Consider the following 20,703-nt stretch of genomic DNA (forward strand, 5'->3'; position numbering starts at 1 on the left):
GGTGCGCTTCCGACTCCGCGGCGATTCGCAGCGTGTAGTTTGCGTCACTGACAGTAGGGTCCAATTTTGTCCCCACGCAAGCCGTTGGCGTAATCTGTCGCCCGAACGAGGCGCCTCAGCGATGCAGTTGGGGCCAAGGAGGTCACATGCCACGTAGGCAGCAAGCCAACGCCCGGCAGGAGCGCCTGGGCGCGGAGCTGCGGAAACTACGCGAGGCGGCAGGACTCAAAGGGATCGCAGCGGCCGCGCTGCTCGGAACGGACTCGGCGCAGATCAGCCAGACCGAGGCTGGCCTCGCAGGCGTCAGCGAGGAGCGCCTGCGGCGTATGGCGGCCCACTACGCCTGTACGGACCAAGAGTTGATCGAGGCGCTCGTGGTCATGGCCACCGACCGGACACGTGGTTGGTGGGAGGAGTACCGCGGCTCTCTTCCGACGGTCTACCTCGATCTCGCCGAGCTGGAGCACCGCTCCACGTATCGGCGCGATGTCGAGTTTCTACACATCCCCGGCCTCCTCCAGACGGAGGACTACGCCCGCTCCGTCTTCTCGTACCAGGTACCCGCCCTACCGGAGGCGGACCTGGCTCTACGCGTACGGCATCGCATGCAGCGCCGGGCCGTCATCGAGGAGCCCAGCCCCGTCGCCTACGAAGCCGTCATCCACGAGGCGGCTCTGCGCATCAGAACCGGCGACCGCGCCGCCGCGCGGGTCCAACTCGACCAGGTCCTGGACCTCTCCGGAACCGAGCACGTCACGGTTCGGGTCATCCCGTTCGATCTCGACGGGTTCGGCGGAGCCTGGAGCGCCATGATGTACGCAGGCGGGGGCGTGCCCAAACTGGACACGGCGGTACGGGATTCGCCGCACGGAACCACGTTCATCGATTCCGAGGCTCAACTCAGCGCGTTTCGAGCCCTTTTCCGTAAAATCGAATCCGCGGCGCTCACTCCCGAACGCTCGCGTGACTTCATCCACCGACTGGCCAAAGACCTGTGAGGGACGCCGTGACCACCCCGTGCAACTGGCAGAAGTCGTCCTACTCCGGCGGCGGCGAGGGCAACAACTGCGTAGAGGTCGCCCACCTCCCCGCCCGTACAGCCATACGCGACTCCAAAGTCCCGACCCAAGGCACCCTGACCTTCCTCACCGGCGCCTTCACCACCTTCGTCGACGCCCTCAAGGGCCCCGACCGCTCCATGTCCAAAGACCTGTGAGGCACACCGTGACTGTTCCCGACAACTGGCGGAAGTCCTCCTACTCCGGCAGCGGCGACGGCAACTCCTGCGTGGAGATCGCCGACCTCCACCCCCGCGTAGCGATACGCGACTCCAAAGCACCCACCCGCAGCGCACTCACCTTCCCCGCCCCCGCGTTCACCGCGTTCACCGCATTCGTCGAGGCCGTCGTCCTCACGCCACCCACTGCTCGTACGCCATCTTGACCACCAGCGCGCACACCACCGTCAGCAGCACCACCCGCACGAAACCGGCCCCCCGTTTCAGGGCCGTATGTGCGCCCACCATGCCGCCCGCCAGGTTGAACACCGCCATCAGTGCCGCGAGCTGCCAGTAGACCGTGCCCTTGAAGGCGAACATCGCCAACGCACCGGCGTTGGTGCAGCAGTTGACGATCTTCGCCGTGGCGGAGGCCGTGACCAGGTCGAGGTGGAGGATCGCGGTCAGGGCGAGGACGAGGAACGTTCCGGTGCCCGGGCCGATCAGGCCGTCGTAGAAGCCGATGCCGAGGCCGGCGAAGCCGATCGCCGCCCAGATCCGGCGGGGCGAGGCCGGGACGGCGGTCGGCGCCGTGCCGAACGACGGGCGGAAGATCACGAACGCGCCCACCGCGACCAGCACCACCATCACGACCGGCTTCAACACCTCCGTGCTCATGCCCGCCGCGAGCAACGCCCCGCCCGTCGAGCCGATGAGCGCGGCCGTGCCGATGCGCACGGCGAGGCGTACGTCGACGGGCGCCTTGCGCGCGTACGTGACCGCGGCGCCGGTCGTGCCGACGATGGCCACGGCCTTGTTCGTGCCGAGGGCGTACGCGCCCGGCGTGGAGTGCGGCAGGCCGAGCAGGAGGGCGGGGAGCAGCAGCAGGCCGCCGCCGCCCACCACGGCGTCGACCCAGCCGGCCGCGAGCGCGGCGAGGCAGAGGACGACGACGGTGGTCAGGGATATGTCGGGCATGATCGCGAGCTTATGGACGCGATCCGTGCCCCGTCCACGAATATGTGACGAACTGAGCATCCACTGAGGTGTCCGGTCCGGTATGTGGGACGGTCCGGTCCGGGGCCGGTGGCGCCGCCGGGTCGACGGTCAGCGCGAGGCACGTCGCGAACAGTGCGCTGGCCGACGCCAGCCCGGCGGCGAGTCTGCGGCGGGCCTGGATCGTGGGGGCGTGCGCGGTACGGGTGGGTCTGGTGTGGCGGCCCATCAGGGGTGTCTCCTCTTCTCCGGGAGGGGGCGGACATGGCCAGTACGTGCGTCAGTACGTGAAGGACTCCGCGTGGATACGGGTCTCGGGCACGCCCGCCCTCACCAACGCCGACGTCGCCGCCTCCGTCATACCGGGCGGGCCGCACAAGTAGACGTCGTGGGAGGCGAGTTCGGGCACCAGCGCGCGCAGCGACTGCGGGGCGAGCGGGTCGAAGGACGTTCCGGAGGAGCCGAGCAGGTAGTGCAGGGACGCTCCCCGGCTGCCGGCTATGGAATCCAACTCCTCGCGCAGCACCAGCTGTTCGGTGCTGCTCGCGCGGTAGAGGAGCGTGATGTCCCCGGGGGCGCCGGGCAGCGTCTCGAACAGGGCCCGGAGTGGCGTGATGCCGACTCCCCCGGCCAGCAGCAGCACCTTGCGGCGGGTACGGCGGTGCGCCGTGAGCGCGCCGAACGGGCCCGTGGCCACCACCTGTACGCCCGGACGCAGCCGTCGTACGCGGCGCGTGTGGTCGCCGACCGCCTTCACCGTGATCCGGACGTGGTCGCCGTCGACCGGCGCCGACAGGGAGAAGGGGAGCGCCGTGTGCCACAGGCGCCGCGTCAGGAACCGCCAGCGGAAGAACTGGCCCGGTTCCGCGCACAGCTGCCCCAGGTCGGTGCCGCGCATCAGGACCGAGGCGACGCCGGGGCCCTCCTGCCGTACGTCGACGATCCGCAGCCGGTGCCGCAGCGCCTGCCGCACCGGCACGACGAGGCGGTACCAGACCAGCAGCACCGCGACGGTGGCGTGCAGCAGTGACCACAGGCCGAGGGCGGCGGGGTTCGACGCGATGTCCGGGCCGGAGAGCTGGTGCGCGAAGGCCAGCGCCGCGGCGACGTACGTCAGCAGGTGCAGCCCCCGCCACGCGCCGTGCCCGACCCGGCGGCGGACGGCGCGGGCACTGCTCACGCCGACCGCGGCGAACAGCGCGGTACCGGCCGCCGCCGCGGCGAGCGCCGGGTAGCCGAGCAACTCGGTGAGGGTGCCGACCAGGTCGGTTCCGGTGTGCGCCGCGTAGCCGCACAGGGCGAGCACGATGTGGGCGGCGCAGAGGGTGAGGACGTGGCGGCCGCCGCGTGCGTGGTGGCGGGCGAGGCGGTCGGCGCCGATGCCGTGCTCGACGGCGGGCACCCGGGCCATGAGGAAGAGCATGACCAGGATTCCGTACCCGGCGAGCAGGCCGGTGAGGTGGGCGCCGGTCGTGAACAGCGCGTCGATCCGTGCAGACGGGCGGATTTGCGCCATCCACAGGGCTGTCACGAGCAGCGCGCCCGCACGGATCCCGGCCCGCAGTTGGTACGGGGTGAGCCGGGCGGGCGCGGCTGGCCGCACACGGGGTGCCCTGCGGGGGCGCGGCGGGATCGGCGGTGCCTCGCGGCGCGGCTCGGTCTGTCTGCGGTAGGCCGACAGCGCGGGATGGCGGGGAAGTTCGGAGTCGGCGGCCTGGATCGTCACGCCCGCACACTAGGCTCCGCCGAGCCGCGATTTCGGCTGGTCAGGACCTCAGCGCCGATCCTTAAGGCCCCCTTGAGGACGGCCTGACCACGGATTAAGCCATCGCCTGGCCAGGGCTCGCCCAGGACGCTGTTGGCGAACCGGCTTCCCCTCCCGGGAGCACTACCCTCCCCCAGAAAAATGTCGCAGTGTTACGTATAACTGCGACACTTTTCCGAGCCCACACCTCCTCCGGGAGGCCTCGCCCGGATTCACCGGACACCCACCCGCCCCTCACACCGGCCCACCGCGCACGCTGAGCCCACCGTTCCTCACGGGAAATCATCGGGACGCCACCGGGAAACACCCGCCCCGCAGTCTGCGATGCATGACCGCACCGTACGAGCACGACGACGCCACGACCGGCCCCGGCCCCGGCCGCGTCGTCGTCATCGGTACCGGCCTCGCCGGCACCCGCGTCGCCCACCGCCTGGGCGAGCGTGCCACGCTGATCGGCGAGGAGACGCACGCCCCGTACAACCGCGTGCTGCTCGCCGAGGTGCTGGCCGGGACGTACCCCCCTGAGGTCATCGAGCTGCCCCGCGCCACCGGCCCGCACCTGCGCACCCGCGCCGTCCGGATCGACCGCGAGCGGCGGCTCGTGCAGTGCGAGAACGGGGACGAGCTCGGCTACGACACCCTCGTCCTCGCGACCGGCTCGAACCCCGTACTGCCGCCACTGCGCGGCCTGTTCGCGCCGGGCGCCACCGAACTGCCCGGTGGCGTCCACGCGTTCCGCACGATGGACGACTGCCTGGCGCTGACCGAGGCCGTCTCCCACAAAGCGGAAGGCACTCGCGCCGTCGTCATCGGCGGCGGCCTCCTCGGCGTCTCGGCGGCCCGCGCGCTCGCCCGGCGCGGCGCGCAGGTCGTCCTCACCCAGCAGTCCGAGCGGCTCATGGAGCGCCAGCTCGACCCGCGCTCCTCCGAACTCGTCCGCCGCCACCTCACCTCCCTCGGCGTGGAGATCCACACCGAGTGCCGGGTGCGCGGCGTCGGCGTCGTCGAAGGACACGTACGCCGCGTCGAACTGCACGACGGGTACGTACTGGGCACCGACGTCACCGTCCTCGCCTGCGGCGTCCGCCCGCGCGCCGGTCTCGCGCAGGCCGCCGGGCTCGACGTCCGCAAGGGGATCGTCGTCGACGACACGCTGCGCACCAGCGACCCGCACATCCGCGCGGTCGGCGACTGCGCCCAGCACGCCGGCACCGTCTACGGCCTCGCGACACCCGCCCTGGAACAGGCCGACGCGCTCGCCGACGTACTCACCGGCACGACAGGCGCCGCGTACACCGGCACCCGCACACTCACCCGGCTCACCCTCCCGCACGAGGCCGGGCCGCTGGACCTCGCCGCGTTCGGCGAGACCGAGGCGCTGCCCGGCGACGACGTCGTACAGCTCGCCGATGCCACCCGCGGCACGTACCGGAAGGTCGTCGTACGCGGCGACCGCCTGGTCGGCGGGGTGCTGGTCGGGGAACTGGCCACGGTCGGCGCCCTCGCGCACGCCTGGGAGTCCGACGAATCACTGCCCGCCGACGACGCTGTCGGCGCGCCTCTGCTGCACCTGCTCACCCACGACGGAGGCCTCTGACATGGCGACCATGGCGACCTCAATGCCCACCCTCGTACTCGTCGGCCACGGCATGGTCGGGCAGCGTTTCCTCGAAGCCGCCGCCGAGCGCGGGCTGACCGGGACGCACCGTGTGGTCGTCCTGTGCGAGGAGCCGCGTCCCGCCTACGACCGCGTGCACCTCACCTCGTACTTCTCGGGCACCACCCCCGAGGAACTCTCCATGACGGACCCGGAGTTCATCGAGAAGCACGGCATCGAGCTGTACGTCGGCAATCCCGCCGTGGTCGTCGACCGCGAGTCCCGCGTCGTGCACACACGCTCCGGACTCAAGGTCCCCTACGACACGCTGGTGCTGGCCACCGGCTCGTACCCGTTCGTCCCGCCGGTGCCCGGCAAGGACGCGACCGGCTGCTTCGTGTACCGGACGATCGAGGACCTGTACGCGATCGAGGAGTACGCCAAGAACAACGCGACGGTCGGCGCCGTCGTCGGCGGCGGGCTGCTCGGGCTTGAGGCCGCGGGCGCGCTCCAAGGGCTCGGACTCGCCACCCACATCGTCGAGTTCGCGCCGCGCCTCATGCCGGTGCAGGTCGACGAGGGGGGCGGCGCGGCCCTGCTGCGGACCATCTCCGACATGGGGCTCGACGTGCACACGGGCGTCGGCACCCAGGAGGTCGTCGCGGACGGCGACTCCGGAGCGGTGCGCGCCATGTTGCTGTCGGACGGCAGCGAACTCGCCACCGACCTCGTCGTCTTCTCCGCCGGTGTCCGCCCCCGCGACCAGCTCGCCCGCGACATGGGCCTCACGGTCGGCGAGCGCGGCGGCATCACCGTCGACGAGCGGTGCCGCACCAGCGACCCGGACGTATTCGCGATCGGCGAGTGCGCGCAGGCCTCGGACGGCCGGGTGTACGGGCTGGTGGCCCCCGGTTACGAGATGGCGCTCACGGTCGCCGAGACCATTGCCGATGCGTCGAAGGGCGCGTCCTTCATCGGCGCCGACCTGTCCACCAAGCTCAAGCTCCTCGGCGTCGACGTCGCCTCGTTCGGCGACGCGCACGGCGCCACCGACGGCTGCCTCGACGTCGTCTACTCGGACTCGCGCTCGGGCACGTACAAGAAGCTCGTGATCGGCGGCGAGGGCGAGCTGCTCGGCGGCATCCTCGTCGGCGACGCGGAGGCGTACGGGACGCTGCGCGCGCTCACCGGGACCGTGCCGCCGATCGCTCCCGAGCAGCTGGTCCTGCCGGCCGGTGCGGGCGCGCCCGCCCAGCTCGGCCCGGAGGCGCTGCCCGACGACGCCGTCATCTGCTCCTGCCACAACGTCACCAAGGGCGCGATCTGCGAGCACACGTCGCTGCCCGAGGTGAAGAAGGGCACCAAGGCCGGTACCGGCTGCGGGAGTTGCGTCAAGCTCATCGGCCAGCTGCTGCCGAAGTCCGGCGACGACGGGCTGTGCGGCTGCTTCAAGCACACGCGCTCGGAGCTGTACGAGATCGTGCGCGTCAAGCGGATCACGACGTACGCGCAGCTCCTCGACGAGCACGGCCGGGAGGGCGCGCGCGGCGGCGAGGGCTGCGAGATCTGCAAGCCGACGGTGGGCTCCATCATCGCCTCGCTCGCCCCGTCGATCGGCGCCGACGGCTACGTCCTGGAAGGTGAGCAGGCCGCGCTCCAGGACACCAACGACCACTTCCTCGCCAACCTCCAGAAGAACGGCTCGTACTCGGTCGTGCCCCGGATCCCCGGCGGCGAGATCACGCCCGAGAAGCTGATCGTGATCGGCGAGGTGGCGCGGGACTTCGGCCTCTACACGAAGATCACGGGCGGCCAGCGCATCGACCTGTTCGGCGCGCGGGTCGACCAACTGCCGACGATCTGGGCCCGGTTGGTGGACGCGGGCTTCGAGTCCGGGCACGCGTACGGCAAGTCGCTGCGCACCGTGAAGTCGTGCGTCGGGCAGACCTGGTGCCGTTACGGGGTGCAGGACTCGGTCCGGATGGCCATCGACCTGGAGCTGCGCTACCGGGGCCTGCGCTCGCCGCACAAGCTGAAGTCGGCCGTCTCCGGGTGCGCCCGGGAGTGCGCGGAGGCCCAGTCGAAGGACTTCGGCGTCATCGCCACCGCCAACGGCTGGAACCTGTACGTGGGCGGCAACGGCGGCATGACACCACGTCACGCCGACCTGCTGGCCCAGGACTTGAGCGACGCGGAGCTGGTCCGGCTCATCGACCGGTTCCTGATGTTCTACATCCGCACCGCCGACCGCCTGGAGCGCACCTCGGTCTGGCTGGACCGGATCGACGGCGGCCTCGACCACGTACGGGACGTCGTCGTGCACGACTCGCTCGGCATCTGCGACGAGCTGGAGGCGCTGATGCGTGAGCACGTCGCGCACTACCGCGACGAGTGGTCCGAGACCATCAACGACCCCGAACGCCTGTCCCGCTTCGTCTCCTTCGTCAACGCCCCCGACACCCCGGACCCGACGGTCCGCTTCATGCCCGAGCGCGACCAGATCAAGCCCGAGCTGCCGCTGATTCCCCTGGCCTCCATGGAAGGACTGGCTGTCCGATGACCATCGCCCCTGAAGTGACCACCCTCGTACAACTCGACGTGGACGGCGAGCTGTTGTCCGTGTGCGAACCGTCCCGCCTGAGCGCGGGCCGCGGTGTCGCCGTCCTGCTGCCCGACGGCCGGCAGGCCGCGGTCTTCATGGACCGCACGGGCCGCGTGTACGCGATCGACAACACCGACCCGTTCACGGGGGCGTCCGTGCTCTCGCGCGGGCTGCTGGGCTCGGCGGAGGGCCGGCCGTTCGTGGCCTCGCCCCTGCTGAAGCAGCGGTTCGACCTGGAGACCGGGCGCTGCCTGGACGACGACGGGGTCGCCGTCAGGACGTACGCGGCACGTTGAGACCGGCAGTGACATCAGTCACAGAGAAAACACAGGGATAGAGAGCAACTTTCACAATCCGTCCGTATTTCATCTCCAGTAAGCGCAGAACACCGCTCACACCCGGACAGAAAGCCACGCACGGGCGCCCTCGAACCGCCTTAGGATCTCGGCACCTCAGCGCTTACACGCGCCTTACTCCGATCCGAACAGAGGGCGTCCCGTGCAGATCCGTCAGATTCTCGCGACAGCCGCAGTCGCCGCCGTGACCGCTCCGGTGGCGCTGCTGTCCGTCTCTCCGGCGTACGCCGGGACCACGTCCACCGTGCAGAGCCAGGAGCAGTCCTCCATAGCCGAGCTCGAGCAGGCCGTGAAGGACGCGCAGAAGGCGTACGACGACGCCGTGGCCGCCAAGAAGGCACTGGTCGACGAGCTCGAGGCCACCAGCGAGCCGACGTTCCCGCTGCGCGTCACCGCCGTGGCCGCGGCGGAGGCCGCCAAGAAGGCCGGCGCCGACAAGACCTCCGCCGACCAGGCCGTCGCCGACGCGCAGAAGGTGCTGGACGCCGCCACCACCGACGAGGAGAAGGCCGCGGCCCAGCAGAAGCTGGACGAGGCCGAGACCGCCGCCACGGCCGCGGACGCCGCGAAGACGGCGGCCGACGCCAAGGCCAAGGAGACGCAGACCGCCCTCGACGACCACCGCGTCGGAATCGCGAAGAAGGTCTACAAGGTCGACCAGGACATCGACGCCGCGCTCGCCACGAAGAAGGCCGCCGAGAAGGCCCTCGCCGACGCGAAGGACGAGACGCCCGACCCCGACGAGCCGACGGACCCGCAGTGCACTGAGGGCACCGACCTCAAGGCCGCCCTCTCCGGCCTGCCCTCCAAGGTCGCCGCCGGCTCCTCGGTCGACTTCAAGCTGCGCCTGACCAACACCACCACGAAGACCCTCGACGAGGTGCTGCCCTTCGTGATGGTGCTCGCGGCCGACAAGTCCGGCGAGAAGGACATCAGCAGCAAGCTGCACCTCAGGTCCAAGCAGGACGGCAAGTGGAAGTCCGTCGAGGAGGGCGAGTACGCGGGCGAGTTCACCAACGTGAAGGCGGGCGCACACGTCGACCTGCCGCTGCGTCTGTCGATCGACCGCTCGGCCCCGGCCGGCCAGGGCGTCAGCTTCGTCGCCGGTGACTACTTCAACCAGGACGAGTCCTGCGGCGGCAGCGAACTCGCCGACTACTACTTCACGATCAACCCGGTCGGCGCCGGCAACTCCGGCACCCCCGCCGACAAGGGCAACAAGCCCAAGCCACAGGGCAGCGCCTCCCCGGTGGCGAACTCCGGCTCGGGCAACGGTTCCGCCGACACGGACGGCTCCCTCGCCACCACCGGCTCCTCCTCCGCCCTGCCGACGATCGGCCTCGCGGGTGGCGCCGCCGTCGTGCTCGGCGCCGGTGCGGTCTACGTGGTGCGCCGCCGCAAGGCCGACGCCAACAGCTGAGGCCCGCACCACCGATGGCCGACGGCGGACCCGCGCCCCTGCTGGAGGGGGCGCCGGTCCGCCGTCTTCATCGGCCCTGCCGACCGGTCGCCGTCACCGGTCGAGCACCTTGAAGTCCACGCCCGTCAGCTGCTCCGACGCGGCCCACAGCCGCTCCCCCGCCGCGTCGTTGACCGTCCACGACGCCCGCCAGGACGTGACGGGGGCGCCGCGCCACATCGCCACGCGCGGGCCGTAGAAGTCGTCGGGGCGCACATCCGGGGCCGTGGCCGCGCGCAGCGTCGGCAGTGCCCCGGCCGCGGCGGGCTGCCCGACGAACCGGTTGCCGACCGCGTAGAACCGCTCCATGCCCTTGCGGCCCTCCATCCGGGCGCTGCGCGCCTGTAGCTCCGTGGCCGCGTAGCCGGGATGCGCGGCGGCCGCCACCAAGCTCGAACCCGCCGCCCGCGCCCGCCGCGCCAGCTCGTGCACGAACAGCAGGTTGGCCGTCTTCGACCGCCCGTAGGCGACCCAACGCCTGTACTGCCTCTCGCTGTTGAGGTCGGCGATGTCGATGTTGGCCAGGGCGTGCAGCGCGCTGGAGACGGAGACGACGCGGGGCGCGGGCGCCGCGAGCAGCGCCGGCAGCAGCAGCCCGGTGAGCGCGAAGTGCCCCAGGTGGTTCACGCCGAACTGGGTCTCGAAGCCGTCGACGGTGCGGCCGTACGGGAGGGCCATCACGCCCGCGTTGTTGACCAGGAGGTCGAGCGGGCCGTCCTGGCGGGCCTCGGCGAAGGCCCGCACCGAGGCGAGATCACCGAGGTCGAGCGGCGCGAACTCGGCCTGGGCTCCCGGGACTTCGGACGTCAGGCGCTCCAGGGCCGCGGTGCCGCGCGACTCGCTGCGGCAGGCCAGGACCACGTGGGCGCCCGCGCGGGCCAGTTCGTGTGCGGTGACGTAGCCGATGCCGGTGTTGGCCCCGGTGACCACCGCCGTACGGCCGTGCTGGTCGGGAATGTCGGTCGCGCTCCAGCCGCTCATGGGTCGGCTCTCCTTCGGGGGGGGGGGACGTCGTCTGTGGGGGATGTGGGGATGTGGGAGTTACCGAAGGGTACGCACGCGCGGAAAAGGGCGGCACCCCCCGCACAGGGGTGCCGCCCTTTCCTGGATACGTAGACGTCGCTACGTGGATACCGGAGCCGTCGCGAATCGGTGAGGGTCGGGGACTCGCGACGGCCCCGGAGTTCAACCGCCGGTCAGCGGTGGTCGCTGCCCGCCGAAGTGGACGCCGCGCGGCCCGCCTCCAGGCGGGCGACCGGGATGCGGAACGGGGAGCAGGAGACGTAGTCGAGTCCGACCTCGTGGAAGAAGTGGACCGACTCCGGGTCGCCGCCGTGCTCGCCGCAGACGCCGAGCTTGAGGTCGGGCCGCGTGGCACGGCCCGCCTCGACGGCGGACTTCACGAGTGAGCCGACGCCGTCCCTGTCGATCGTCTCGAACGGCGACACCCCGAAGATGCCCTTCTCCAGGTACGCGGTGAAGAACGAGGCCTCCACGTCGTCGCGGGAGAAGCCCCAGACCGTCTGCGTGAGGTCGTTGGTGCCGAAGGAGAAGAACTGGGCCGCCTCGGCGATCTGCCCGGCCGTGAGGGCGGCGCGGGGCAGCTCGATCATGGTGCCGATGGCGAGCTTCAGCTTGACGCCGGTGGTGGCCTCGACCTCCGCGATGACCTGGTCGGCCTCCTCGCGGACGATCTCCAGCTCCTGGACGGTGCCGACGAGCGGGATCATGATCTCGGCGCGCGGGTCGCCCTTGGCGTTCTTGCGCTCCGCGGCGGCCTCGGCGATGGCGCGGACCTGCATGGTGAACAGGCCGGGGATGACGAGCCCCAGGCGTACGCCGCGCAGGCCCAGCATCGGGTTCTGCTCGTGCAGCCGGTGCACGGCCTGGAGGAGGCGCAGGTCGTTCTCGTTGTTGTCCTTGCGGGACTCGGCGAGCGCGACACGCACCGACAGCTCGGTGATGTCCGGGAGGAACTCGTGCAGCGGCGGGTCGAGCAGGCGGACGGTGACCGGGAGGCCGTCCATCGCCTCGAACAGCTCGACGAAGTCCTGCTTCTGGAGCGGCAGGAGCTGCTTCAAGGACTCCTCGCGCTCGCTGTCCGTGTCGGCCAGGATCAGCTTCTCGACCAGCTCGCGCCGGTCGCCGAGGAACATGTGCTCGGTGCGGCACAGGCCGATGCCCTGCGCGCCGAAGCGGCGGGCGCGCAGCGCGTCTTCCGCGTTGTCGGCGTTGGCGCGTACGCGCAGGCGGCGTACTCGGTCCGCGTAGGCCATGATCCGGTGCACGGCGCCCACGAGTTCGTCGGCGTCGTCGGCGCCGGCGTGCATCCGGCCCTCGAAGTACTCGACGACCGGGGACGGCACGACGGGCACCTCGCCGAGGTAGACCTTGCCGGTGGAGCCGTCGATGGAGACGACGTCGCCCTCCTCGACGACGGTCTCGCCGATGGTCATCCGGCGGCGCTTGGTGTCGACTTCGAGGTCCTCGGCGCCGCAGACACAGGTCTTGCCCATGCCGCGCGCGACAACGGCGGCGTGCGAGGTCTTGCCGCCGCGCGAGGTCAGGATGCCCTCGCAGGCGATCATGCCGTCGAGGTCGTCGGGGTTGGTCTCGCGGCGGATCAGGATGACCTTCTCGCCGGAGCGCGACCACTTGATGGCGGTGTACGAGTCGAAGACCGCCTTGCCGACCGCCGCGCCCGGAGAGGCGGCGATGCCGCGGCCGAGCAGGTCGACCTTCGCCTCGTCGTCGAAGCGCGGGAACATCAGCTGGGCGAGCTGCGCGCCGCTGACCCGCTGGAGGGCCTCGGCCTCGTCGATCAGACCCTGGTCGACGAGCTGCGTCGCGATCCGGAAGGCGGCACCGGCGGTGCGCTTACCGACGCGGGTCTGGAGCATCCACAACTGGCCGCGCTCGATGGTGAATTCGATGTCGCAGAGATCCTTGTAGTGGTTCTCCAGGGTCTCCATGATCTGCATGAGCTGGTCGTACGACTTCTTGTCGATCTGCTCCAGCTCGGCGAGCGCCACGGTGTTGCGGATACCCGCGACGACGTCCTCGCCCTGGGCGTTCTGCAGGTAGTCGCCGTAGACGCCCTGGTGGCCGGAGGCCGGGTCCCGGGTGAAGGCGACGCCCGTGCCGGAGTCGGGGCCGAGGTTGCCGAAGACCATCGAGCACACGTTGACGGCCGTGCCGAGGTCGCCGGGGATGCGCTCCTGGCGGCGGTACAGCTTGGCGCGGTCGGTGTTCCACGACTCGAACACGGCGTTTATGGCCAGGTCCATCTGCTCCCGCGGGTCCTGCGGGAAGTCGCGCCCTGCCTCGGTCTTGACGATCTTCTTGAAGCGCGTGACGAGCTTCTTGAGGTCGGCGGCGTCCAGGTCGGTGTCGACCGCGACCTTCTTCGCCTCCTTGGCCTTCTCGAGCGCGTCCTCGAAGAGCTCGCCGTCGACGTCCAGGACGGTCTTGCCGAACATCTGGATGAGGCGGCGGTACGAGTCCCAGGCGAAGCGGTCGTCGCCGGCCTGCTTGGCGAGACCCTGCACCGACTTGTCGGAGAGCCCAATGTTGAGGACGGTGTCCATCATGCCGGGCATGGAGAACTTCGCGCCCGAACGGACCGACACCAGAAGGGGGTTGTCGGGCTGGCCGAGCTTCTTCTCCATCTTCTTCTCGAGCGCGTCGAGGTGCTGGGAGACCTCGTCACGGAGTGCCACCGGCTCCTCGCCGCTGTCGAGGTAGACCTTGCAGGCCTCGGTGGTGATCGTGAAGCCCGGAGGAACGGGAAGGCCCAGGTTGGTCATCTCGGCGAGGTTCGCACCCTTGCCGCCGAGGAGGTCCTTGAGGTTCTTGTTCCCCTCGGTGAAGTCGTAAACGAACTTCGCTACCTGAGGATCTTTGTTTTCCGACACGGGTCTCGACTCCTCGAGGCTCGGGTGGCTGCCCTGACGGCGAGGAACATACCCAGATCCAAGGCTCATGGGTACGTCCACTCAGCTGTCATACGGGCGTAACCACCCGTCCGCCAGGAGATCGAAATCGCTGGACGGGAGTGGGCACCCCCACCGCTATCTTCACTACTTGAAGGCACTACCCCCGTAGACCCCGCTAATCGCTCAGATGAGCGCGTCATGCTCGTTTGTGCGTTCAGATCATAAATGATCGAGCGGTGGCACTGAGTGCCAGGGCTTGGAGAAGTGCAGACGAGCTTCAAGCGCTCGTTTGAGCGCAACCCCGATCAGAGGTGGCGAGAATCACGCCGAAGAAAACAACTCCCGGACGCCCCCGTTCCAGCATGCGGACGCCGGCCCGGTGGGGATCTTGTTTGTCCGGCGCGCGGCTGGACACCCGACCTGCGCACCGTCGAACCGAACGCAGGACGCTGTGACGGCACGGCGTCACCGCTTGATCAAGGCGAGCCCGACGGCGGTGTGGGAGGTCCTCGCCGACGGCGGCACGCTGCACAACGCGGGCATCGAGGTGCTGATCCAGCTGCGGCACCGGACGATGCCGGCCCGGCTGGCACGGCTGTGCGAGGAAGAGGCGGCGCGTCCAGGCGGTGCCGGCGGCGCCTGACACGGTCGTCGTCAGCCGCCGGACGTGTCCAGTTCCGCGTCCTCGGAGAGGCCCGCGCAGTCGTACGGGTCCTTCAGCCAGCCGTCCGGCAGGACCACCCGGCCGTTGCCCGACGTGCGGCCACGCGGGCCGTCGGCGCCCGCGGGCCACCCCTGGTCGAGGTCCAACTCATCGAGCCCGTACCGGAGTTCCTCCAGTGACGACGTGGTGGCGAGCCGCTTGCGCAGCTCACCCCCGACCGCGAAGCCCTTCAGGTACCAGGCCACGTGCTTGCGGAAGTCGATGACGCCGCGCGCCTCGTCGCCGATCCACTCACCGAGCAGCGCGGCATGCCGCACCATCGCGTCGGAGACGACCCGCAGCGTCGGCCGGACCCGCTCCTCGCGGCCCTCGAACGCTGCCACCAGGTCCGCGAACAGCCACGGGCGGCCGAGGCAGCCGCGCCCCACCACGACCCCGTCGACCCCGGTCTCGCGGACCATGCGCAGCGCGTCGTCCGCCGACCAGATGTCGCCGTTGCCGAGCACGGGGATCTCCGGGACGTGCTCCTTCAGGCGCGCGATCGCGTCCCAGTCCGCCGTGCCGCCGTAGTGCTCGGCCGCCGTACGACCGTGCAGCGCGATCGCCGTGACGCCCTCCTCGACCGCGATCCGGCCCGCGTCGAGGAACGTGATGTGGTCGTCGTCGATGCCCTTGCGCATCTTCATCGTGACCGGCAGGTCACCGGCGCCCGCCACCGCTTCCCTGAGGATCGCGCGCAGCAGCGGGCGCTTGTACGGGAGCGCCGAGCCGCCGCCCTTGCGGGTCACCTTCGGGACCGGGCAGCCGAAGTTCAGGTCGATGTGGTCGGCGAGGTCCTCCTCCGCGATCATGCGGACGGCCTTGCCGACGGTGGCCGGGTCGACCCCGTAGAGCTGGATGGACCTCGGCTTCTCACTCTCGTCGAAGTGAATGAGCTGCATGGTCTTCTCGTTGCGCTCGACCAGCGCCCGCGTCGTGATCATCTCGCTGACGAAGAGGCCCTTGCCACCGCTGAACTCCCTGCACAGTGTGCGGAACGGCGCGTTCGTGATCCCTGCCATGGGGGCGAGGACCACCGGCGGCTGCACGTGGTGGGGGCCAATGTTCAGAGCGGACATCGCAGGGCTCTCCGGGACGGACGACGGGGTGGGGGCAAGCATCCATTGTCCCTCACTCCCCGCTCAGCCCGTCACGGCCGTCAGAGCCGCCAGTTCCGCCAGGCGCCCACCGGTCTCCTCGTCAGCGGGAACGTACGCGACCAGGCGGTACGCGCTGCTCTCCGGCGAGAGCCACAGGTTGCGGTGCTCCAGGCGCAACAGGCCCACCTCGGGGTTCTGGTATCGCTTCACGTGCGGCACCATCGGCGCGACCTCGTGCCGCTCCCAGATCACGCGGAACTCCGCCGACACCTCCAGGAGGCGGGCCACCCGCGCCTTCCAGGCGGGTTCGGCGACGTGCTCGGCCATCGACGTGCGGTACTTGGCGGCCAGGTCGCGCAGCATCTCGTCACGGTCGAGGAGCTGCTCGCGCCACCGGTCGCTCATGGCGAGCAGCCACATGCAGTTGCGCTCGTCGGGAACGAGTTCGGCGGGGTCGCCGAAGACGTCGGCGTAGGGGCGGTTGGAGGCCAGCACGTCGTAGCGGGCGTTCTGCAGGGCCGCCGGGTAGGGCGCCAGGCTCTCCATGAGGCGCAGCCTCGTCGGCGTGACGGCCGGGCAGACGGTCTCCGCGTGCGGGTCGGTGGTGCCCGCGAGCGCGAAGGCGTGGGAGCGCTCGGTCGGGTCCATCTGGAGGGCGCGGGCGATCGCGTCGAGGACGCCGGGCGAGACGTTGATCGCGCGGCCCTGTTCCAGCCACGTGTACGACCTCCTCGCGGCGCAGGCCGGGGGTGCGGCGGCGCCGTTGGCGCTGCACGGTCGTGATTCCCTTCCGGCCGACCACTCCCACGCCTCGGGGCTCCGCCCCGGACCCCGCTGCTCAATCGCCGCAGGGGCTTGATAGATCAAGGCTCGCCGACGGTTGGTATTTCCAGCCCCGCCGGCGATTGAGGCGCGGGGTCCGGGGCGGGGCCCCGGTCTTCTGGGCCCACCTCGCCTGCTCGTCGCACAGCGGATCCCGCTACTGTCGAAAACATGCCCGATGCACGACAAAACCTGACCCACCGCAGGCGGATGCTCATCCTGGCGATCTGCTGCATGAGCCTGCTGATCGTCAGCCTCGACAACACCGTCCTGAACGTCGCCCTCCCCTCCATGGCGAAGGACTTCGACGCCACGCTCTCGGGCATGCAGTGGACGATCGACGCCTACACGCTGGTGCTGGCCGCGCTGCTGATGCTGGCCGGTTCGACGGCGGACCGGATCGGGCGGCAGAAGGTCTTCAAGGTCGGCCTCGTCATCTTCACGGCGGCGTCCGTGGCCTGCTCCCTCGCGCCGAACCTGGAGTCGCTGGTCGCGTTCCGGATGTTGCAGGCCGTCGGCGGCTCGATGCTCAACCCGGTCGCGATGTCGATCATCACGAACACGTTCACGGATCCGCGCGAGCGGGCCCGTGCCATCGGCGTGTGGGGCGGCGTCGTCGGCATCTCGATGGCGGCGGGCCCGCTGGTCGGCGGGGTGCTCGTGGACTCGATCGGCTGGCGGTCCATCTTCTGGATCAACCTGCCGGTCGGCCTCGCGGCGCTGCTGCTCACCATCCGCTACGTCCCCGAGTCCCGCGCCCCGAAGGCCCGCCGCCCCGACCCGGTCGGCCAGCTCCTGATCATCGCGCTGCTCGGCTCCCTCACGTACGCGATCATCGAGGCGCCCAACGCGGGCTGGACGTCCGTGCGGATCCTGATCTTCGCGGCGGTCGCCCTCGCCTCGCTCATCGGCCTCCTGCTCTACGAGCCGCGCCGCGAGGAACCCCTCATCGACCTGCGGTTCTTCCGTTCGGCGCCGTTCAGCGGCGCCACCGTGATCGCGATCTGCGGCTTCGCGGCGCTCGGCGGCTTCCTCTTCCTGTCGACGCTGTACCTCCAGGACGTACGCGGTTTGGACGCGCTGCACGCGGGCCTGTGGATGCTGCCGATGGCGGCGATGACGCTGGTGTGCGCCCCGCTCTCCGGCCGCCTGGTCGGCAACCGCGGCCCGCGGCTTCCCCTGCTCGTCGCGGGCGTGATGATGACGGCGAGCGGCGTCCTCTTCGCCGCGTTCGACGCGGAGACCTCGAACACGACGCTCTTCATCGGCTACGTCCTGTTCGGCATCGGCTTCGGCTTCGTGAACGCCCCGATCACCAACACGGCCGTCTCCGGAATGCCCCGCGCCCAGGCGGGCGTCGCCGCGGCGGTCGCCTCCACCAGCCGCCAGATCGGCCAGACCCTCGGCGTCGCGGTGATCGGCGCGGTGCTCGCCTCCGGCGTCGCGGGATCCTCGTACGCGAAGGCCTTCGTCGGCGCCAGCCGGACCTGCTGGTGGATCATCGCCGGGTGCGGTCTCGCGGTCCTGGTACTCGGCGCGCTGACCAGCGGCCACTGGGCACGGGAGACGGCGCGGCGGACCGCCGAGCGGCTCGAGGAGCCCGAGGACGCGGCGATCAGCCGGGCGGCCGCCGGGTCATGAGGCACTCATGAGACGTGGCCGAGCGCCAACTCCTGGAGCCGGTCGAGGCGTTCGCGGGTCGCGTCGTCCGCCGGGGTGTACGTCACCAGGCGCGCCCCGCAGTCCCGGCCCAGCCACAGGTCCGTGTGCACGACGGAGACCGGACCGACCTGCGCGTTGCGGAAGTGCTTCACCTTGCTGGGCACCGCCCGCGCCACCTCGTACCGGTCCCACATCTCGCGGAACTCGGCGGACTCCGCAGTCAGCCGCTTGAGGATCAACTTCCAGGCGGGCTCGCCGAGATGGTCCGCCATCGTCGCGCGGAACTTGGCGGTCATCATGGGCAGCACCTCGTCCAGGTACACGATCGAGGAGCGCCACTGTTCGTTCGTGAACGCCAGCAGCATGCAGTTGCGGTCCTCGACGGGAACGGCGTCCAGGTCGCAGAAGAGCGTCCCGTAGGTGCGGTTGTAGGCAAGGATGTCGTAGCGGCTGTTCTGCACACAGGCCGGGAACGGTTCCAACTGGACCATCATCCGGCGCAGTTCGGGCGTGAGCGTGGTGCAGCTCGCCGCCGGGGTCGGGTCGATCGCCCCGGCCAGGCCGAACAGGTGGGCGCGTTCGCTCCCGTCGAGCCGCAGCGTCCGGGCGAGCGCGTCGAGGACCTGCGCGGAGACCTGGATGTCGCGGGCCTGCTCCAGCCACGTGTACCAGGTGACACCGACCGCCGAGAGCTGCGCGACCTCCTCACGGCGCAGACCGGGGGTGCGGCGGCGCCGGCCGCGCGGAAGCCCCACTTCCTCGGGCGTGATCCGCTCGCGCCTGCTGCGCAGGAAGGCCCCCAGCTCGTGCCGCCTGATGTCAGCCGAACCGCTGTCCCGTCGGATGCCGGCCGGAGCACTGTCCCGCACATCCGGTACACCCCGTGTCATCGTGGCCATTCACCCAGGATGGACCCGCCCGGAGCCTGTTTCCAGGTGGCGCTGCTACCAGGATAAGAACACTCTGGTACCCGTCTCGGAACCGGCGGACGCTCGACGGCATGACGACCCACACCCAGAGCCGGCCGGCGCACACCGGCGACCGGACCCCGCCGGCACTCGGCGGCCTCGGCCTGCTCACCGTGCTGCTCGGCGCGGCCCTGCCTCTGATCGACTTCTTCATCGTCAACGTCGCCCTGCCCACCATCGGCCGCGATCTGCACGCGAGCGAACCCGTCCTCGAACTCGTCGTGGCCGGCTACGGGATCACGTACGCGGTCCTGCTCGTCCTCGGTGGCAGGCTCGGCGACCTCCTCGGGCGCCGCCGCCTGTTCGTCCTCGGCACGGCCGCCTTCGGACTGACCTCGCTGGCCTGCGGACTGGCGCCGACGGCGTGGGCCCTGGTCGCCGCCCGGATCGCGCAGGGCGCCGCGTCCGCGCTGATGCTGCCGCAGGTCCTCGCCACGATCCAGGCCACGACGAGCGGCCCGCACCGGGCGCGCGCCATGAGCAAGTACGGTGCCACGGCCGGGCTTTCGATGGTCGCGGGCCAGGTGCTCGGCGGCCTGCTCGTCTCGGCCGACCTGCTCGGCACGGGCTGGCGCTCGGTGTTCCTGGTGAACGTGCCGGTGGTCGTCCTGGCCCTGGTGCTCACCGCCCGTACGGTCCCGGAGACCCGCTCGCCGCACCCCGAACCCGTCGACGTGCCCGGCACCGTGCTGCTCGCGGCCGCCCTGATCGCACTGCTCGCCCCGCTGACCGAGGGCCGGGCGGCGGGCTGGCCGCTGTGGACCTGGGCGTGCCTCGCGGCGTTCCCGTTCCTCGCGTACGCCTTCTACGCGGTGGAGCGCGCGGCCGACCGTGCGGGCCGCACCCCTCTCGTACCGCCGTCGCTTCTCCAACTGGCGTCGCTGCGACGCGGGTTGGTGATGGTCGTGCCCTTCTCCGTCGGCTTCAGCGGCTTCATGTTCGTGATCGCGGTGGCGCTCCAGCGCGGCGAGGGCCTCGGCGCGACGGAGGCCGGGCTGACGATCGCGCCGATGGCGGCGGTCTTCTTCGTGACCTCGCTCGCGGGGCCGCGCCTGGTGGCCCGCTGGGGCGCGCGGGTCGTCACGGTGGGCGGACTGCTGCAGGCGGCCGGGGTGGCGCTGATCGCGCTCGCCGCGTGGCGCGCCTGGCCCGACCTCGGGATCCTGGAGATGCTGCCGGGCGCGGTGCTCGCCGGGGCGGGCCAGGCCCTCCAGCTCCCGATCATCTTCCGGATCATCCTCTCGGAGGTTCCCGCGGCGAGGGCGGGTGTCGGCGGCGGCGTGATGACGACGACACAGCAGGCGGCGCTCGCCCTGGGCGTGGCCACGCTGGGCTCGCTCTTCCTCTCCCTGGCCCCGAGCATGGGCACGCGCGACGCCCTGGTGCTGACCCTGCTGGTCCAGCTCGCGACGGTGGCACTGACGGTGGGGCTGAGCCTGCGGCTGCCGCGGCGGATCGCGTGAGAGCCACCACTGCCACATGACAACTGACAGATATTGAAATCTGTCAGTTGTCATGTGAT

General features: G+C 70.7%; 17 protein-coding genes. 10 read left to right on the top strand and 7 right to left on the bottom strand.

The annotated features are described in order from the left end of the window. The first annotated feature begins 146 nt into the window (after positions 1 to 146). From ACWD2L_RS24065 to ACWD2L_RS24075, 3 genes are read left to right on the top strand one after another with little or no spacing between them, the layout of a single operon-like run. Positions 147 to 998 carry a helix-turn-helix domain-containing protein gene (locus tag ACWD2L_RS24065; RefSeq protein ID WP_351332672.1) on the top strand — a complete coding sequence of 284 codons (852 nt, stop codon included), beginning with the start codon at positions 147 to 149 and terminating at the stop codon, positions 996 to 998. A gap of 8 nt (positions 999 to 1,006) precedes the next feature. After that, a complete protein-coding gene (locus ACWD2L_RS24070; protein WP_351332669.1) occupies positions 1,007 to 1,216 on the top strand; it encodes a DUF397 domain-containing protein in 210 nt (69 codons plus the stop codon). Positions 1,217 to 1,224: 8 nt separating this feature from the next. Continuing rightward, positions 1,225 to 1,443: a DUF397 domain-containing protein gene (locus ACWD2L_RS24075; RefSeq protein WP_351332667.1), complete on the top strand. Its 219-nt coding sequence runs from the start codon at positions 1,225 to 1,227 to the stop codon at positions 1,441 to 1,443. Here the strand turns inward: ACWD2L_RS24075 and ACWD2L_RS24080 are convergent. Together ACWD2L_RS24080 and ACWD2L_RS24085 are read right to left on the bottom strand one after the other, a co-directional pair. Next, positions 1,412 to 2,194, bottom strand: coding sequence for a sulfite exporter TauE/SafE family protein (locus ACWD2L_RS24080; RefSeq protein ID WP_351332664.1), 783 nt, complete (start codon positions 2,192 to 2,194; stop codon positions 1,412 to 1,414). The genes ACWD2L_RS24075 and ACWD2L_RS24080 overlap by 32 nt on opposite strands. A 298-nt stretch (positions 2,195 to 2,492) precedes the next feature. Then, positions 2,493 to 3,938 (bottom strand): ferredoxin reductase family protein, encoded by a 1,446-nt coding sequence (locus ACWD2L_RS24085; protein ID WP_351332662.1) that lies wholly within the window; start codon positions 3,936 to 3,938, stop codon positions 2,493 to 2,495. Between the two features lie 367 nt (positions 3,939 to 4,305). On the opposite strand from ACWD2L_RS24085, the gene ACWD2L_RS24090 reads away from it, so the two are divergent. From ACWD2L_RS24090 to ACWD2L_RS24105, 4 genes are all read left to right on the top strand, one after another. After that, on the top strand, positions 4,306 to 5,574 hold the full coding sequence (locus tag ACWD2L_RS24090) for an NAD(P)/FAD-dependent oxidoreductase (protein WP_351332659.1): 1,269 nt from the start codon (positions 4,306 to 4,308) through the stop codon (positions 5,572 to 5,574). A 1-nt stretch (position 5,575) separates the two neighbouring features. After that, a complete protein-coding gene (gene nirB, locus ACWD2L_RS24095) occupies positions 5,576 to 8,134 on the top strand; it encodes a nitrite reductase large subunit NirB (protein ID WP_351332656.1) in 2,559 nt (852 codons plus the stop codon). Next, positions 8,131 to 8,472, top strand: coding sequence for a nitrite reductase small subunit NirD (gene nirD / locus ACWD2L_RS24100; RefSeq protein ID WP_351332653.1), 342 nt, complete (start codon positions 8,131 to 8,133; stop codon positions 8,470 to 8,472). Before nirB ends, nirD begins: the two co-directional genes overlap by 4 nt. Positions 8,473 to 8,674: 202 nt before the next feature. Then, the gene (locus ACWD2L_RS24105; protein WP_351332650.1) at positions 8,675 to 9,952 is read left to right on the top strand and encodes a peptidase; all 1,278 of its coding nucleotides are present in this window, start codon (positions 8,675 to 8,677) and stop codon (positions 9,950 to 9,952) included. A 93-nt stretch (positions 9,953 to 10,045) separates the two neighbouring features. Here ACWD2L_RS24105 and ACWD2L_RS24110 read toward each other — a convergent pair whose 3' ends face one another. Together ACWD2L_RS24110 and ppdK are read right to left on the bottom strand one after the other, a co-directional pair. Continuing rightward, positions 10,046 to 10,972 (bottom strand): oxidoreductase, encoded by a 927-nt coding sequence (locus ACWD2L_RS24110; RefSeq protein WP_351332647.1) that lies wholly within the window; start codon positions 10,970 to 10,972, stop codon positions 10,046 to 10,048. Between the two features lie 215 nt (positions 10,973 to 11,187). Continuing rightward, positions 11,188 to 13,905 carry a pyruvate, phosphate dikinase gene (gene ppdK / locus ACWD2L_RS24115; protein WP_351332644.1) on the bottom strand — a complete coding sequence of 906 codons (2,718 nt, stop codon included), beginning with the start codon at positions 13,903 to 13,905 and terminating at the stop codon, positions 11,188 to 11,190. 472 nt (positions 13,906 to 14,377) lie between these two features. On the opposite strand from ppdK, the gene ACWD2L_RS24120 reads away from it, so the two are divergent. Beyond that, on the top strand, positions 14,378 to 14,569 hold the full coding sequence (locus ACWD2L_RS24120) for a hypothetical protein (protein WP_451191266.1): 192 nt from the start codon (positions 14,378 to 14,380) through the stop codon (positions 14,567 to 14,569). Between the two features lie 11 nt (positions 14,570 to 14,580). Here ACWD2L_RS24120 and dusB read toward each other — a convergent pair whose 3' ends face one another. Next, entirely contained in the window at positions 14,581 to 15,708 is a 1,128-nt protein-coding gene (gene dusB / locus ACWD2L_RS24125) for a tRNA dihydrouridine synthase DusB (protein WP_351332641.1), read from the bottom strand. A gap of 63 nt (positions 15,709 to 15,771) precedes the next feature. After that, a complete protein-coding gene (locus tag ACWD2L_RS24130) occupies positions 15,772 to 16,596 on the bottom strand; it encodes a helix-turn-helix transcriptional regulator (protein ID WP_351332638.1) in 825 nt (274 codons plus the stop codon). 126 nt (positions 16,597 to 16,722) lie between these two features. Here ACWD2L_RS24130 and ACWD2L_RS24135 point away from each other — a divergent pair, with 126 nt between their 5' ends. Continuing rightward, positions 16,723 to 18,192, top strand: coding sequence for an MFS transporter (locus ACWD2L_RS24135; RefSeq protein ID WP_351332636.1), 1,470 nt, complete (start codon positions 16,723 to 16,725; stop codon positions 18,190 to 18,192). A gap of 5 nt (positions 18,193 to 18,197) precedes the next feature. On the opposite strand, the gene ACWD2L_RS24140 is transcribed toward ACWD2L_RS24135, so the two are convergent. After that, a complete protein-coding gene (locus tag ACWD2L_RS24140; protein WP_351332633.1) occupies positions 18,198 to 19,112 on the bottom strand; it encodes a helix-turn-helix transcriptional regulator in 915 nt (304 codons plus the stop codon). Positions 19,113 to 19,213: 101 nt separating this feature from the next. Here ACWD2L_RS24140 and ACWD2L_RS24145 point away from each other — a divergent pair, with 101 nt between their 5' ends. Continuing rightward, positions 19,214 to 20,644, top strand: a complete 1,431-nt coding sequence (locus ACWD2L_RS24145) for an MFS transporter (RefSeq protein ID WP_351332631.1) — start codon at positions 19,214 to 19,216, stop codon at positions 20,642 to 20,644. Positions 20,645 to 20,703 lie beyond the last annotated feature (59 nt).

The organism is Streptomyces sp. NPDC002754, assembly GCF_053592315.1.

Excerpts from the sequence above, each read along its gene's own strand:
- ACWD2L_RS24065 (WP_351332672.1), top strand. The coding sequence starts at position 147 with ATGCCACGTAGGCAGCAAGCCAACGCCCGGCAGGAGCGCCTGGGCGCG.
- ACWD2L_RS24080 (WP_351332664.1), bottom strand. The coding sequence starts at position 2,194 with ATGCCCGACATATCCCTGACCACCGTCGTCGTCCTCTGCCTCGCCGCG.
- ACWD2L_RS24090 (WP_351332659.1), top strand. The coding sequence starts at position 4,306 with ATGACCGCACCGTACGAGCACGACGACGCCACGACCGGCCCCGGCCCC.
- nirB (WP_351332656.1), top strand. The coding sequence starts at position 5,576 with ATGGCGACCATGGCGACCTCAATGCCCACCCTCGTACTCGTCGGCCAC.
- nirD (WP_351332653.1), top strand. The coding sequence starts at position 8,131 with ATGACCATCGCCCCTGAAGTGACCACCCTCGTACAACTCGACGTGGAC.
- ACWD2L_RS24110 (WP_351332647.1), bottom strand. The coding sequence starts at position 10,972 with ATGAGCGGCTGGAGCGCGACCGACATTCCCGACCAGCACGGCCGTACG.
- dusB (WP_351332641.1), bottom strand. The coding sequence starts at position 15,708 with ATGTCCGCTCTGAACATTGGCCCCCACCACGTGCAGCCGCCGGTGGTC.
- ACWD2L_RS24135 (WP_351332636.1), top strand. The coding sequence starts at position 16,723 with ATGCCCGATGCACGACAAAACCTGACCCACCGCAGGCGGATGCTCATC.
- ACWD2L_RS24140 (WP_351332633.1), bottom strand. The coding sequence starts at position 19,112 with ATGGCCACGATGACACGGGGTGTACCGGATGTGCGGGACAGTGCTCCG.
- ACWD2L_RS24145 (WP_351332631.1), top strand. The coding sequence starts at position 19,214 with ATGACGACCCACACCCAGAGCCGGCCGGCGCACACCGGCGACCGGACC.